The sequence below is a fragment of the Streptococcus sp. 23.2 genome, assembly GCF_016648665.1.
GTDB lineage: Bacteria > Bacillota > Bacilli > Lactobacillales > Streptococcaceae > Streptococcus > Streptococcus salivarius_E.
Genome location: NZ_JACLQJ010000008.1, coordinates 65,666 through 78,780 on the forward strand (window position 1 = coordinate 65,666; position 13,115 = coordinate 78,780).

A 13,115-nucleotide genomic window follows, 5' to 3' on the forward strand; every position below is an offset into this window, starting at 1 on the left:
CCTGGTCTTTTTGCGTTTTCTAATCTTATCGGTATTAAAAGCTGTTCAGAACCCCTGAAAATGTGGTAAAATAAAGGGTAAACTATATTTAGAGGATATTCCATGTTTAAATTTAGAAAAAAATCTCATCAAGAGGTTCTAGACAATATTCCCAACCATATCGGTATTATTATGGATGGAAATGGCCGTTGGGCTAAAAAACGTCTACAACCACGTGTGATGGGGCATAAGGCTGGGATGGATGCCTTGCAAAAGGTAACTATCGAAGCGTCACAACTTGGGGTTAAGGTATTGACAGTATATGCCTTCTCAACTGAAAACTGGTCACGCCCACAAGATGAAGTGAAATTCATCATGAATTTGCCAGTTGAATTCTTTAACAAATATGTACCAGAATTAGACAAAAACAATGTTCGTATTTTGACAATCGGAGATAACAGTCGTCTGCCTAAGGAAACCTTAGATGCTCTTGAAAAGGCAGTTGAGCAGACAAAACATAATTCCGGTTTGGTTCTCAACTTTGCACTGAACTATGGTGGTCGTGCGGAGATTGTATCTGCAGTTCAAGCGATTGCTAAAGAGGTTGAAGCAGGCAAACTCAGTCCTGAAGCTATTGATGAAGATCTCATTGCTAAGCATTTGATGACAGATAAATTGCCTTACCTCTACCGTGATCCAGATTTGATTATCCGTACGAGTGGCGAGCTTCGTCTTAGTAATTTCTTGCCTTGGCAATCTGCCTATAGTGAGTTTTACTTCACAGATGTTTTCTGGCCAGACTTTGACCAACAAGGGCTACGTCAAGCCATCTCTGACTACAATAAACGTCACCGTCGCTTCGGTGGTGTCTAGAAAGGACCTCTCATGCAAGAACGTTTAATTGGTGGGGGTGTGGCAGCAGCCATTTTCCTCCCATTGCTCTTTATCGGTGGTCTTCCTTTCCAACTTTTGGTTGGAGCCATGGCCATGGTTGCAGTGTCTGAGATGCTTCGCATGAAGCACTTGGAGATTTTCTCTATCGAGGGTATTTTATCAATGGTGGCAGCTTTTATCTTGGCTGTGCCGATTGATCAGTATTTTATCAGTCTTCCAACAAATGCTAGTGTGACAGGTTTCGCTGTTATTTCATTTTTGATTCTAGCGGGGACTGTCCTTAATAGCGACCATTATTCTTTTGATGATGCAGCTTATCCAATTGCATCTGCCTTTTATGTTGGTTTTGGTTTCCAAAATCTCATTGCGGCACGTTTGGATAGTTGGGAAAAAGTTCTCTTTGCTCTTTTTATTATTTGGGCAACAGATATTGGAGCTTACCTTTTTGGTCGTCAATTTGGTCAGAATAAGCTATTGCCAAAAGTATCGCCAAATAAGACTATTGAGGGTAGTGTCGGTGGTATCTTGTCCGCAATCATTGTGGCTCTTATCTTTGGTTTGATTAACCACGGCGTTTATGCCCCTCATAACTTCTTCTGGTTGCTTATCTGTACGATTCTCTTTAGTATCTTTGGTCAATTTGGTGATTTGGTTGAATCAGCTATTAAACGTCACTTTGGCGTTAAAGACTCAGGCAATCTTATTCCTGGGCATGGTGGTATTTTGGACCGTTGCGATAGCTGGATCTTCGTTTTCCCAATCATGCACTTCCTAGGACTTTTTTAAGAGTGGAGGTGTCTAGATGAAAGCTATTATTACCTTTTTACTGATTTTCTGTGTGATTGTCGTCTTCCATGAGTTTGGTCATTTCTTTTTTGCCAAACGCTCAGGAATTTTGGTTCGTGAATTTGCCATTGGTATGGGACCGAAAATTTTTGCACATACAGGTAAGGATGGTACCGTTTATACTATCCGTATCCTCCCTTTGGGTGGTTATGTCCGTATGGCTGGTTGGGGTGAAGATACAACTGAGATTAAAACAGGTAGCCCTGCCAGTCTAACGATTGGATCAGATGGTAAGGTAAGACGTATCAACCTTTCGGATCGCCAGATTGATCAGACGGCTTTACCTATGAACGTCACTGCCTATGATTTGGAGGATAAGTTAACCATTACAGGTCTAGTCCTAGATGAGACCAAGACCTATGAGGTTGATCATGATGCGACTATCGTTGAGGAGGATGGTACAGAACTTCGTATCGCTCCTAAGGATGTCCAATATCAAAATGCAAGCATTTGGGGACGTTTAATTACCAACTTTGCTGGTCCTATGAATAACTTCATTCTTGGGGTGCTTGTGTTTATTATCTTAGCCTTTGTTCAGGGCGGTGTTCAAGATACATCGACCAACCGTATCCAGGTAGCCGATGGAGGCGCTGCTCAGGTGGCAGGCTTGAAAAATGGTGATGCCATCGAGGCTATCAATAAGGACAAGGTTACTGATTGGGACAGCTTGAAGGAAGCATTGACAGAGAATACCCAAAAATTCTCCAAAGGTGACAGCCTTTCTGTGACAGTTAAGAGAAGTAACGGTCAGGAAGAAAAAATCTCTGTTAAACCTCAGGAGAACCAAGGTAGCTACTTTTTGGGTGTTTCTCCTGCTTTAAAAACAGGTCTTAAAGATAAGATTTTTGGTGGTTTCCAAATGGCTTGGGAAGGGGCCTTCAAAATTCTTGTAGCACTTAAGGGGCTTATCACCAACTTTAGTTTGAATAAACTTGGTGGACCGGTTGCTATGTTCCAGATGTCTGCCCAGGCTTCAGAAAATGGCTTGATTTCCATTCTTAACCTTATGGGGATGCTCTCAATTAACTTGGGAATTTTCAATCTTATCCCAATTCCAGCCCTTGACGGTGGAAAAATTGTTATGAATATTATTGAAGCCATTCGTCGTAAACCACTTAATCAAGAAATTGAAAGCTATATTACACTTGCAGGTGTTGCTATCATGGTTGTTCTTATGATTGCAGTCACTTGGAATGATATTATGCGTGCTTTCTTTTAATTAGAAACAAAGAAACGAAAGGAAGTCTAAGGGACTTGAGCCAAGGGCCAGCCTCCTTAGTATGTAAATGATGAAACAAAGTAAAATGTTGATTCCAACACTTCGTGAAATGCCAAGTGATGCTCAAGTTATCAGTCATGCCCTTATGGTACGTGCGGGTTACGTGCGTCAGGTTTCTGCTGGTATTTATGCTTATATGCCATTGGCAAATCGTGCTATCGAGAAATTCAAAACCATCATGCGTGAGGAGTTTGAAAAAATCGGTGCGGTTGAAATGTTGGCGCCAGCGCTTTTGACAGCAGATTTGTGGCGTGAGTCAGGCCGTTATGAAACTTACGGTGAAGACCTTTATAAACTAAAAAACCGTGATAAGTCTGACTTTATCCTAGGTCCAACTCACGAAGAAACTTTTACAGCCTTGGTTCGTGATGCGGTTAAATCATACAAACAATTGCCACTAAATCTCTACCAAATCCAATCTAAATACCGTGATGAAAAACGTCCTCGTAATGGTCTTCTTCGTACACGTGAATTTATCATGAAGGATGCCTATAGTTTCCACCAAAACTATGAAGATTTGGATATCACTTATGAAGACTACCGTAAAGCTTATGAGGCTATCTTTACACGTGCTGGCCTTGAATTTAAGGGAATCATCGGTGATGGTGGTGCCATGGGTGGTAAGGATTCTCAAGAATTTATGGCGGTTACTCCTGAGCGTACAGATCTCAACCGTTGGGTAGTTCTTGACAAGTCAATTGCTTCATTGGATGAGATTCCAGAAGATGTTTTGGAAGAAATCAAGCAAGAATTGACATCATGGTTGGTATCTGGTGAAGACACGATTGCTTATTCTACAGAGTCAAGCTATGCAGCTAACCTTGAGATGGCGACAAATGCTTACACACCAGCGACTAAGGTTGTGACTCAAGAAGAATTGACTCGTGTTGAAACACCAGATTGCAAGTCAATTGATGAAGTTGCTGCTTTCTTGAATGTTCCAGAAGAACAAACCATCAAGACTTTGCTTTTCATTGCTGATGATGAACCGGTGGTGGCTCTTCTTGTTGGTAATGATCAGGTTAACGATGTGAAGTTGAAAAACTACCTTGCTTCTGATTTCCTTGAACCAGCAACAGAAGATGAAGCTCGTCAAGTCTTTGGTGCTAACTTTGGTTCTCTTGGTCCAGTTAACCTTCCTGAAAATGTTCGCATTATTGCGGACCGTAAGGTTCAAGATGTGGCTAATGCTGTCGTTGGAGCCAATGAAGATGGTTACCACTTGACAGGAGTTAACCCAGAGCGTGACTTCAAGGCAGAATACGTGGATATTCGTGAAGTTAAAGAGGGTGAAATTTCACCAGATGGTCAAGGTGTCCTTAAGTTTGCGCGTGGTATCGAGATTGGTCATATCTTTAAACTTGGTACACGTTACTCTGAAAGTATGGGTGCCAACGTTCTTGATGAAAATGGCCGTGCTGTTCCAATTATCATGGGATGTTACGGTATCGGTGTTAGCCGTATCTTGTCAGCTGTGATCGAACAACATGCACGTCTCTTTGTTAACAAGACACCAAAAGGTCAATACCGCTATGCATGGGGAATTAACTTCCCTAAAGAGTTGGCTCCATATGATGTTCACTTGATTACAGTTAACACTAAGGATGAAGAAGCCAATGCTTTGACAGAACGTTTGGAAGCTGCTCTTATGGCTGAAGGATATGATGTCTTAACAGATGATCGTAATGAGCGTGTCGGTTCTAAATTCTCTGATAGTGACCTTATCGGACTTCCAATCCGTGTAACAGTTGGTAAAAAAGCCAGCGAAGGTGTTGTCGAAGTTAAAATCAAGGCAACTGGTGATACTATTGAAGTTAACGCAGATAACTTGATTGAAACGCTTGCCATCTTAACAACCGAACAAGATGCTTAAGATTAAAAAATCTTTTCTTGCAGGAGCAGGAAGAGTTTTTTTATTTGAAGTGACGATGATAAGTCGACACAAAAGGTGATAAATTCCAATTTGACAGAATTGTCTAAATAGTGTAAACTTAAAACTATCATAACTACGGAGGCATCACATGCTTAATAAAGCGACCCATTTGGGAAATCTTAAAGCTTTTTATTACTTTAGTTTCTTTAGATAGGACGTTTGTGTTTCAAGATACAAGCGTCAGTCAGTTTGTATCTATGAAGCTAAAGCATTTTGTGATGGATTAGCCGATTAGATGAATAGGTCTAACCGGTGACATAAGCTAGTTTGTACTAGTCAGAATGCAGAAAACCAGTTGGGCCTGTCCTAACTGGTTTTTTTCATACCGTGGTCTATTTTTAATTTTCTTTTTACCTTTGGATGTCTAAATTTTGGTGAATCCTAACCAACTTTTATGAGATGAAAAGGTAGTGGTCTTTGGATGACGACTTTAGAATTTGAAGAAGCGATGTAGGCCTGATTCGCTTACTTTCGACCCTATCGTCTCGGAAAAGTATAAAAGAAAATTGGAAATAGATAGAATAAAAAATAGAGGTATACAAGATGAAGAAATTCTTGGTCAGTATGATGGCTGTTATTACAGCTGTCCTCTTGGTAGCATGTTCTAATGCTTCTAATAAAGATTTGGTTCACGTCGGTGTGCTCCAATATGTGGAACATCCTTCCTTGTCAGCGACACGTAAAGGGTTCATTGAAGAACTCAAAGATGAAGGTTATGTCGACGGTAAGAACATCAAAATCGATTATCAGAATGCACAAGGAGATCAGTCCAACTTGCAGACGATTTCTCAGTCGCTTATTGAAGATAATGATCTTATGTTGGCTATCGCAACCCCAGCAGCCCAGTCTTTGAGTAGTTTGACAAAGGACAAGCCAATTCTCTTCACGGCTGTTACAGATCCAGTTTCAGCTAAATTGGTTAAGTCTATGGACAATGTTGGAGGAAATGTGACAGGGACAAGCGATATGTCACCTATCAACAAACAAGTCGAGTTGTTGAAAAAGGTCCTTCCAAACACTAAAAAAGTTGGGATTATGTACACGACCAGCGAGCGTAACTCAGAAGTTCAGGTTGAAGAAGCCAAGAAATATTTCAAGGAAGCTGGTATTGAAACTGTTATCAAGGGAATTTCATCAACTAACGATATCCAAGATACAGCCAAGAGCTTGATGAGTCAGACCGAGGTTATCTTCATCCCAACTGACAATACCATTGTTAGTGCTATCAATACCTTGGTAGATCTTTCTAAGGAGACTAAGGTTCCAGTTGTTGGTAGTGATGCTGGTAGTGTGGAAAAGGGTGTCCTATTTACTTATGGAACCAACTATGAAGCTCTTGGTCGTCAAACAGGTAAGTTGGCAGGTCGTGTTCTCCGAGGTGAGAAGGTCAAGGATGTCGATGCAGAGTACCCTAAAACACTAAATGTTGTGGTTAACCATGACATGGCTAAAGAGCTTGGTATCGATGTCTCAAGTATTAGTGACGAGGAATCTAAAGCATCAACACAAGATGACAAACCAATTGCTAAAAAAGATAAGGGTGTCATTAAGCTTAAGGTCAATAAGTCTTCTAAAAAAGGATTTTCAAATGTGGTGCTAACAGCCATTTCTCAGGGACTCCTCTGGGCTATTATGGCTATCGGGGTCTTCATTACCTTCCGTATTTTGGACCTTGCTGATTTGACAGCTGAGGGGGCCTTCCCACTTGGTGCTGCTACGACAACTATCATGATTATCCGTGGGATCAACCCAATCTTTGCGACTCTAGGTGGTTTTGTAGCTGGTATGCTTGCTGGAGCTGTGTCTGGCTTTATGCATACGAAAATGAAGATACCAGCACTCTTAACAGGGATTATTACCTTAACAGGGCTCTATTCAGTTAACCTTTTGGTTCTTGGAAGTGCCAATGTCTCTCTTTCAGGACATAATACGCTTGTGACTATGGTGATGGGGCTTGGTTTGTCTAAGTTGAATGGTGTGATTCTATTAGGACTTATCTTTGTGAGTCTTGTAGTGCTTATGCTGGTTGTTCTTCTTAATACACAGGTAGGTCTGGCCCTTCGTGCAACAGGTGATAACCTTGCCATGGGTGAAGCTAATGGTATCAAGGTTGACCGTATGAAGATTCTTGGTTACATGATTTCCAATGGTTTGATTGCTCTATCAGGTGCCCTCCTAGCTCAAAACAATGGCTATGCGGATATGAATATGGGTACTGGTACCATCGTAAATGGCTTGGCTGCTATCATCTTGGCTGAAGTTATCGTCAAGTATCTACCACTTGGCAAACGTCTCTGGTCAATTGTTGTAGGAGCTGTTCTCTACCGTTTGGTCTTGGTTATTATCCTTGCCATGAATGTTGATGCTCAAATGTTGAAATTGGCTTCAGCCATCTTGCTTGCTATCATCCTTTATGTGCCAGAAGTACGACAAAAATTAAAAATCAAACCTAACAAATCCTTGACTCCAGGAGGTGACAAGTAATGGCTTTACTTAGTTTACAACAGATTCATAAAACCTTTGAAAAAGGCACGGTCAATGAAAATCACGTCCTTCGTGGTTTGGATCTCGACATTGAACAGGGAGATTTTATCTCTGTTATTGGGGGAAATGGTGCTGGTAAATCAACCTTGATGAATTCAATTGCTGGTGTTCTTAGCATTGATGAGGGGGATATCTTGTTGGAGGGGCAATCTATTAAGAAAGCATCTGTAGATGAGCGCTCTAAAGATATTAGTCGTGTTTTCCAAGATCCTCGAATGGGGACAGCGACAAACCTTTCTATCGAAGAAAATATGGCGATTGCCTATCGTCGTGGTAAGAAACGTAGCTTCTTTAAAAAGTCTATCACTGAAAGCGAACGTCAAGTCTTCAAGGAAGCCTTGGTAGATCTTGGTCTTGGTCTTGAGAATCGTATGAAGACCGATGCTAATTTCTTGTCAGGTGGACAACGTCAGGCCTTGACACTTGCTATGGCAACCTTGGTGCGTCCAAAAATCTTGCTTTTGGATGAACATACAGCAGCCCTAGATCCTAAGACAAGTGATATGGTCATGAATTTGACACGTAAGATTGTTGAAGAACAAGAATTGACAACCCTTATGATTACCCATAATATGGAACATGCTATCGAATATGGGAACCGTCTGGTTATGCTCTATCATGGAAAAATCGTTGTCGATGTGCGAGGTGAGGAAAAGAAAAACCTCACTGTTGCAGAACTTATGGACCTCTTCCACAAAAATAGTGGACAAGTCCTCAATGACGATGCCTTGGTGCTCGGTTAACAAACAAAAAAAGAAACTATCCAAAGTTCAGATTTTGGGTAGTTTTTTCTTGACTATTTTTGACCAAGTGCTAAAATAAATATATGGATTAGCACTCGTGGTTTATGAGTGCTAAAAATAACGTTTCACACGTTACTAATAATAAATAACATTTGGAGGTAATTGGTATGGCATTGAAACCATTGGGTGATCGTATCGTTGTCCGTTTTGAAGAAACAGAAGAAAAAACAGCTAGTGGCTTTGTATTGGCAGGAGCTAGTCATGAAGCTACAAAGACTGCTGAGGTTTTGGCAGTAGGTGAAGGAATCCGTACTCTTACTGGTGAATTGATTGCACCTAGTGTTGCAGCAGGCGATAAAGTTCTTGTTGAAAATGGTGCAGGTATCAATGTTAAAGACGGAGATGATTCCGTTTCAATTATCCGTGAAGCAGATATTTTAGCAGTCTTAGCTTAGGTCTATGCTAATCAGATATAAAGTAAGATAAAGAAGGAGTAACTATGGCAAAAGATATTAAATTTTCATCAGATGCACGCGCAGCAATGGTTCGTGGTGTTGATACTTTGGCTGATACAGTTAAGGTAACGCTTGGTCCTAAAGGTCGTAACGTGGTTTTGGAAAAAGCTTTTGGCTCACCTCTTATCACTAATGATGGTGTAACAATTGCTAAAGAAATCGAACTCGAAGATCACTTTGAAAATATGGGTGCCAAACTGGTCAGCGAAGTGGCTTCAAAAACGAATGATATTGCCGGTGACGGAACAACTACAGCCACTGTTTTGACACAAGCTATTGTCCGTGAAGGTCTAAAAAATGTAACGGCTGGTGCTAATCCAATCGGTATCCGTCGTGGGATTGAAGCAGCTGTGGCTACAGCTGTGGAAGAGCTTAAAGCTATTGCTCAACCAGTTGCCAATAAGGAAGCCATTGCTCAAGTTGCAGCTGTTTCATCACGTTCTGAAAAAGTTGGTGAATACATTTCAGAAGCAATGGAACGTGTGGGTAATGACGGTGTTATCACTATTGAAGAGTCTCGTGGTATGGAGACAGAACTCGAAGTGGTTGAAGGTATGCAGTTTGACCGTGGTTATCTTTCTCAGTACATGGTTACTGATAATGAAAAAATGGTCGCTGACCTTGAAAATCCATTTATCCTTGTGACTGACAAGAAAATTTCAAATATTCAGGATGTCCTTCCACTCTTGGAAGAAGTGCTTAAGACAAGCCGTCCACTCTTGATCATTGCTGATGATGTGGATGGTGAAGCTCTTCCTACACTTGTTCTTAACAAGATTCGTGGAACTTTCAATGTCGTTGCTGTTAAGGCACCTGGCTTTGGTGACCGTCGTAAAGCGATGTTGGAAGACATTGCCGTATTGACAGGAGCAACTGTCATTACTGAAGATCTTGGTCTTGAACTTAAGGATGCAACTATGGCAGCACTTGGTCAAGCTTCGAAAGTAACTGTGGATAAAGATAGCACAGTTATCGTTGAAGGTGCAGGAAGCACAGAAGCGATTGCTAACCGTGTTAACCTCATCAAGTCTCAATTGGAAACAACAACATCTGAATTTGACCGTGAAAAACTTCAAGAACGTTTGGCTAAATTGTCAGGTGGGGTTGCAGTTGTTAAGGTTGGTGCGGCCACTGAAACAGCCCTTAAAGAAATGAAACTTCGTATCGAAGATGCCCTTAACGCTACTCGTGCCGCTGTTGAAGAAGGTATCGTAGCAGGTGGTGGTACAGCCCTTGTTAACGTCATTGCTAAGGTTGCTGAACTTGATCTTGAAGGTGACGACGCTACAGGACGTAACATTGTCCTCCGTGCCTTGGAAGAACCAGTTCGTCAAATTGCTTATAACGCTGGTTATGAAGGTTCAGTTATCATCGATAAATTGAAGAACAGCCCAGTTGGTACAGGCTTTAACGCTGCTAACGGTGAATGGGTAGATATGGTTGAAGCAGGAATTATCGATCCTGTTAAGGTCACACGTTCTGCCCTCCAAAATGCTGCTTCTGTAGCTAGTCTTATCTTGACAACTGAAGCAGTCGTTGCCAATAAACCTGAACCAGAAACTCCAGTAGCACCAGCTATGGATCCAGGAATGATGGGCTACTAAGAGTTTAAAAAAGCAAAAGAAAAAACCTAGGAAAAGTCGAGAAACTTTTTCTGGGTTTTCTTTTTTTCAATTATTTGTTGTTAATTACTGAAAAGGGTTAAATGTATCAGAACTTCCTTGTTGACCTGCCATTTGCATCATCATTTGTTGTTGTCTAATGCGTTCTGCTTCCTTATTCGTATTGATAGAAACAGCAAGAAGGATGATCCAACCGATGAATGTCCAGCCTAGAAGAAAGGATAGGATAAAGATTGGCCATTTTTTATCTGTTTTATTTAGAAGAGCTGGTAATATAAGAAGTACAACCAAGGGGAAATTAATGATGACGGAGAGAAGAGCCGTGATCAATCCGGCACTAAGATCATCACTGGCAATTCCTAAGAGTATCATTCCAAGAGCCCAGAGGATAGCTGGGATGGAAGCGACGGCTAACATGATGAGGTTTGTTTGGGTTTTCTTGTCTTGTTTCTTCCAAGTTTCATTTAGATTTTTGCTTGCTTGTTGGAAAGTTTCGCCAGTTTGATTCGCAAATTGGTTAACAGTCTGACTGGCAGTTTCTACAACAGGTTTAACTTGTTCCTGGAAGGTCTTTGATTGATTTTCTTGAGCTAGGTTAGTTGCTTGGAAAGTCTCTTCTTCATCTGCTGTAGAGTTAGTGAGTGGCTCTTCAGCAACATCATAGCTGTCAACATCTTTTTCGGCAGTTTCTACAACCTCTGTTGATGGTACAGGTTTTGTAGGCTCAACGACTTCTGAGCCGTTCGTTGTTTCTACAGTCTCTTTTTGTGAGACAGTTTCTGTTACTTCTACAGTCTGTTTGGGAGTTTCTCGGACAAACTCGCCTTTCTGAGCTGCTTCAGCCATTTCTTGAATACTTGGATTACGACCATTAACTGCTTGGAAAAAATCGATCCAATCTTGTTGCTTCATGTGTATAACCTCCAGATATCTTGATTATAAAAATTTCAATAATTACAATTATAGCAATAGTGTAAGGGGACTGCAATGGGAGTGGGATAGTAGTCTTTACTTTATTTCCTTATAATCTTCTTATCACTAAAGATGGGGAAGAGAAAGAAATAGGTTAGGATATAGACCACTAGAGGATATATCAGTGGATTATAGTCCCAGGCTCCCTGCCAATCTAAGTGTAAGAGTCTGATACTAGCGCGTGTTAGGCCTGCACTCCAACCTTTAAGGCCAAATGGTCTTAGGATTAAACTGAGTGGTGTTGGAAGATGTAAAAGGTAGACTCCATAAACTGCCACTGAAACTAAGAGATATAATCTAAAAAAACGCTGGTGGTAGGCCCACAAGCGTGTAAAATAGTTTTTCATTAGCCAATAACTGCAAATAGTTTTTGAGCGTTTGATTGGCGAGTAGCATCCATGATAAGGAACCAGTCAACGATTGACCAGATACCACATCCACCACATGTCAAAAGTTTACCAACACCAAGACCAACTTGTCCCAAAATAAAGCGGTCGATTCCAAGAGAACCACCAAAAAGTGAGATGACAAGCATCATCGTAGGGTCTTGGAAGCTGATTGAGTAAAGCATTGAAAGTTGTTGTTCAGGAAGTGCCTCAAGACGTTGGCGGATGTACTGAACTTGTTCTGTTGGGAAATACTTGGCGTTAATTGCTAGCCATTGATCGACTGGATTCATAAATTAAATACCCCTCAAATTTTAAATGATATGTAAAGGATAACATAATATAAAGGGAGATTCAAGGTGGTCAAGGCTTTTGAAGTCAATAAAAGCAACTTATTTGCAAGCTTCCACTGTGTCATAACTAGAGGATCATTAGGATAATCCTTTCGCACTATGCTTGAGAATGAGCCTACTTCTATTATTTGTGATTTCTCAACCCTTGTTCAAAACTGTCTGAACTTGCCTTAACAGTGATTTTTTCGAGTGTTAAGGGATGGGTGAAACTAAGGGTGTGGGCGTGGAGCATGAGTCGAGATGCGGGGCGGTGGCTATAAAGAGGGTCCCCCAGAATGGCATGCCCATGGTGGGCCAGATGCACACGAATTTGGTGGGTCCGGCCGGTTTTTAGTTGGCAATTGACCAGACTGGCTCCTTTAAAGGTTTTGAGGCGCGTGATGGTTGTATAGGCAACCTGCCCTTTTCTAGGATCAACCACCCGTTTTCTACGATCATGGCGGTCGCATCCAATCTTGTCTTTGTACACAGTCTCCTTGGTCTGAAATTTACCTTCAGCCAAAGCCCAGTATTGACGCTGAATCTTCTTATCTTCCAAGAGTCTATTGAGAATTGGCAGGATAAACGGATTTTTTGCGAAGAGTACAGCCCCACTAGTTTCCATGTCTAGTCGATGAACGACGTAACAGGTTTGCCCACAATAGGCCGAAACATGGTTAAGTAGAGCAATTTCTGTGGGTTCATTACCATGTGTTTTCATTCCTTCAGGTTTATTGACCACGATGAGATGCTGATCCTCATAGAGAGGTTCTACTAAACTGGCATTTCCCATAGGGATAATTTTTTCAGGGTAGTCCTCTGTATCAAAGGTCAGGCTAATCTTATCACCTTTTTCAACAGGACTCTGCCAATTAATAGTCTCTCCATTGATGAGGACGTGCTTTTTCGTGCGTAGGAAATGACGAATCTTACGAGGAATGAGGAGCTTAGTTTCGAGCAAGTCTTTGACGGTTGTTGCAGGATAGGGATTGATAATTTCTACGTGTAAAGTCATGGTTTCATTATATCATGAACGTTTAAAAGAGGACAGAATCTGTAAAAACTTGGTA

The 13,115-nt window shown here is 41.2% G+C and carries 12 protein-coding genes; 8 read left to right on the forward strand and 4 right to left on the reverse strand.

Features of this window, described 5'->3' with window-relative positions:
* The first annotated feature begins 102 nt into the window (after positions 1-102).
* From H7T98_RS05780 to groL, 8 genes are all read left to right on the forward strand, one after another.
* Positions 103-852 (forward strand): isoprenyl transferase, encoded by a 750-nt coding sequence (locus tag H7T98_RS05780; RefSeq protein WP_002886457.1) that lies wholly within the window; start codon positions 103-105, stop codon positions 850-852.
* A gap of 12 nt (positions 853-864) precedes the next feature.
* A complete protein-coding gene (locus H7T98_RS05785) occupies positions 865-1,659 on the forward strand; it encodes a phosphatidate cytidylyltransferase (RefSeq protein ID WP_070437422.1) in 795 nt (264 codons plus the stop codon).
* Positions 1,660-1,675: 16 nt separating this feature from the next.
* Entirely contained in the window at positions 1,676-2,938 is a 1,263-nt protein-coding gene (locus tag H7T98_RS05790) for a M50 family metallopeptidase (protein WP_022496561.1), read from the forward strand.
* Positions 2,939-3,008: 70 nt separating this feature from the next.
* Positions 3,009-4,871: a proline--tRNA ligase gene (locus H7T98_RS05795; protein WP_179969599.1), complete on the forward strand. Its 1,863-nt coding sequence runs from the start codon at positions 3,009-3,011 to the stop codon at positions 4,869-4,871.
* Positions 4,872-5,474: 603 nt separating this feature from the next.
* A complete protein-coding gene (locus H7T98_RS05800; RefSeq protein WP_022496563.1) occupies positions 5,475-7,415 on the forward strand; it encodes an ABC transporter substrate binding protein in 1,941 nt (646 codons plus the stop codon).
* Positions 7,415-8,218, forward strand: a complete 804-nt coding sequence (locus H7T98_RS05805) for an ABC transporter ATP-binding protein (protein WP_002883592.1) — start codon at positions 7,415-7,417, stop codon at positions 8,216-8,218. The genes H7T98_RS05800 and H7T98_RS05805 overlap by 1 nt, the downstream gene beginning before the upstream one ends.
* A 167-nt stretch (positions 8,219-8,385) precedes the next feature.
* Complete coding sequence (groES, locus tag H7T98_RS05810) at positions 8,386-8,673, forward strand: co-chaperone GroES (protein ID WP_013989994.1); 288 nt, start codon at positions 8,386-8,388, stop codon at positions 8,671-8,673.
* A 44-nt stretch (positions 8,674-8,717) separates the two neighbouring features.
* Positions 8,718-10,337 (forward strand): chaperonin GroEL, encoded by a 1,620-nt coding sequence (gene groL, locus H7T98_RS05815; RefSeq protein ID WP_022496564.1) that lies wholly within the window; start codon positions 8,718-8,720, stop codon positions 10,335-10,337.
* 84 nt (positions 10,338-10,421) lie between these two features.
* On the opposite strand, the gene H7T98_RS05820 is transcribed toward groL, so the two are convergent.
* The 4 genes from H7T98_RS05820 to H7T98_RS05835 all read right to left on the reverse strand — a co-directional run bounded on the left by H7T98_RS05820 (position 10,422) and on the right by H7T98_RS05835 (position 13,060).
* Complete coding sequence (locus tag H7T98_RS05820; RefSeq protein WP_022496565.1) at positions 10,422-11,267, reverse strand: superinfection immunity protein; 846 nt, start codon at positions 11,265-11,267, stop codon at positions 10,422-10,424.
* Between the two features lie 101 nt (positions 11,268-11,368).
* Entirely contained in the window at positions 11,369-11,674 is a 306-nt protein-coding gene (locus H7T98_RS05825) for a DUF2752 domain-containing protein (protein ID WP_022496566.1), read from the reverse strand.
* Positions 11,674-12,006, reverse strand: a complete 333-nt coding sequence (locus H7T98_RS05830; RefSeq protein WP_002889819.1) for a TM2 domain-containing protein — start codon at positions 12,004-12,006, stop codon at positions 11,674-11,676. Before H7T98_RS05830 ends, H7T98_RS05825 begins: the two co-directional genes overlap by 1 nt.
* 184 nt (positions 12,007-12,190) lie before the next feature.
* On the reverse strand, positions 12,191-13,060 hold the full coding sequence (locus tag H7T98_RS05835; RefSeq protein ID WP_022496567.1) for an RluA family pseudouridine synthase: 870 nt from the start codon (positions 13,058-13,060) through the stop codon (positions 12,191-12,193).
* Positions 13,061-13,115 lie beyond the last annotated feature (55 nt).

Coding starts and splice junctions, on each gene's coding strand:
- H7T98_RS05780 (WP_002886457.1), top strand. CDS start 103: ATGTTTAAATTTAGAAAAAAATCTCATCAAGAGGTTCTAGACAATATT.
- H7T98_RS05785 (WP_070437422.1), top strand. CDS start 865: ATGCAAGAACGTTTAATTGGTGGGGGTGTGGCAGCAGCCATTTTCCTC.
- H7T98_RS05790 (WP_022496561.1), top strand. CDS start 1,676: ATGAAAGCTATTATTACCTTTTTACTGATTTTCTGTGTGATTGTCGTC.
- H7T98_RS05795 (WP_179969599.1), top strand. CDS start 3,009: ATGAAACAAAGTAAAATGTTGATTCCAACACTTCGTGAAATGCCAAGT.
- H7T98_RS05800 (WP_022496563.1), top strand. CDS start 5,475: ATGAAGAAATTCTTGGTCAGTATGATGGCTGTTATTACAGCTGTCCTC.
- H7T98_RS05805 (WP_002883592.1), top strand. CDS start 7,415: ATGGCTTTACTTAGTTTACAACAGATTCATAAAACCTTTGAAAAAGGC.
- groES (WP_013989994.1), top strand. CDS start 8,386: ATGGCATTGAAACCATTGGGTGATCGTATCGTTGTCCGTTTTGAAGAA.
- groL (WP_022496564.1), top strand. CDS start 8,718: ATGGCAAAAGATATTAAATTTTCATCAGATGCACGCGCAGCAATGGTT.
- H7T98_RS05820 (WP_022496565.1), bottom strand. CDS start 11,267: ATGAAGCAACAAGATTGGATCGATTTTTTCCAAGCAGTTAATGGTCGT.
- H7T98_RS05825 (WP_022496566.1), bottom strand. CDS start 11,674: ATGAAAAACTATTTTACACGCTTGTGGGCCTACCACCAGCGTTTTTTT.
- H7T98_RS05830 (WP_002889819.1), bottom strand. CDS start 12,006: ATGAATCCAGTCGATCAATGGCTAGCAATTAACGCCAAGTATTTCCCA.
- H7T98_RS05835 (WP_022496567.1), bottom strand. CDS start 13,060: ATGACTTTACACGTAGAAATTATCAATCCCTATCCTGCAACAACCGTC.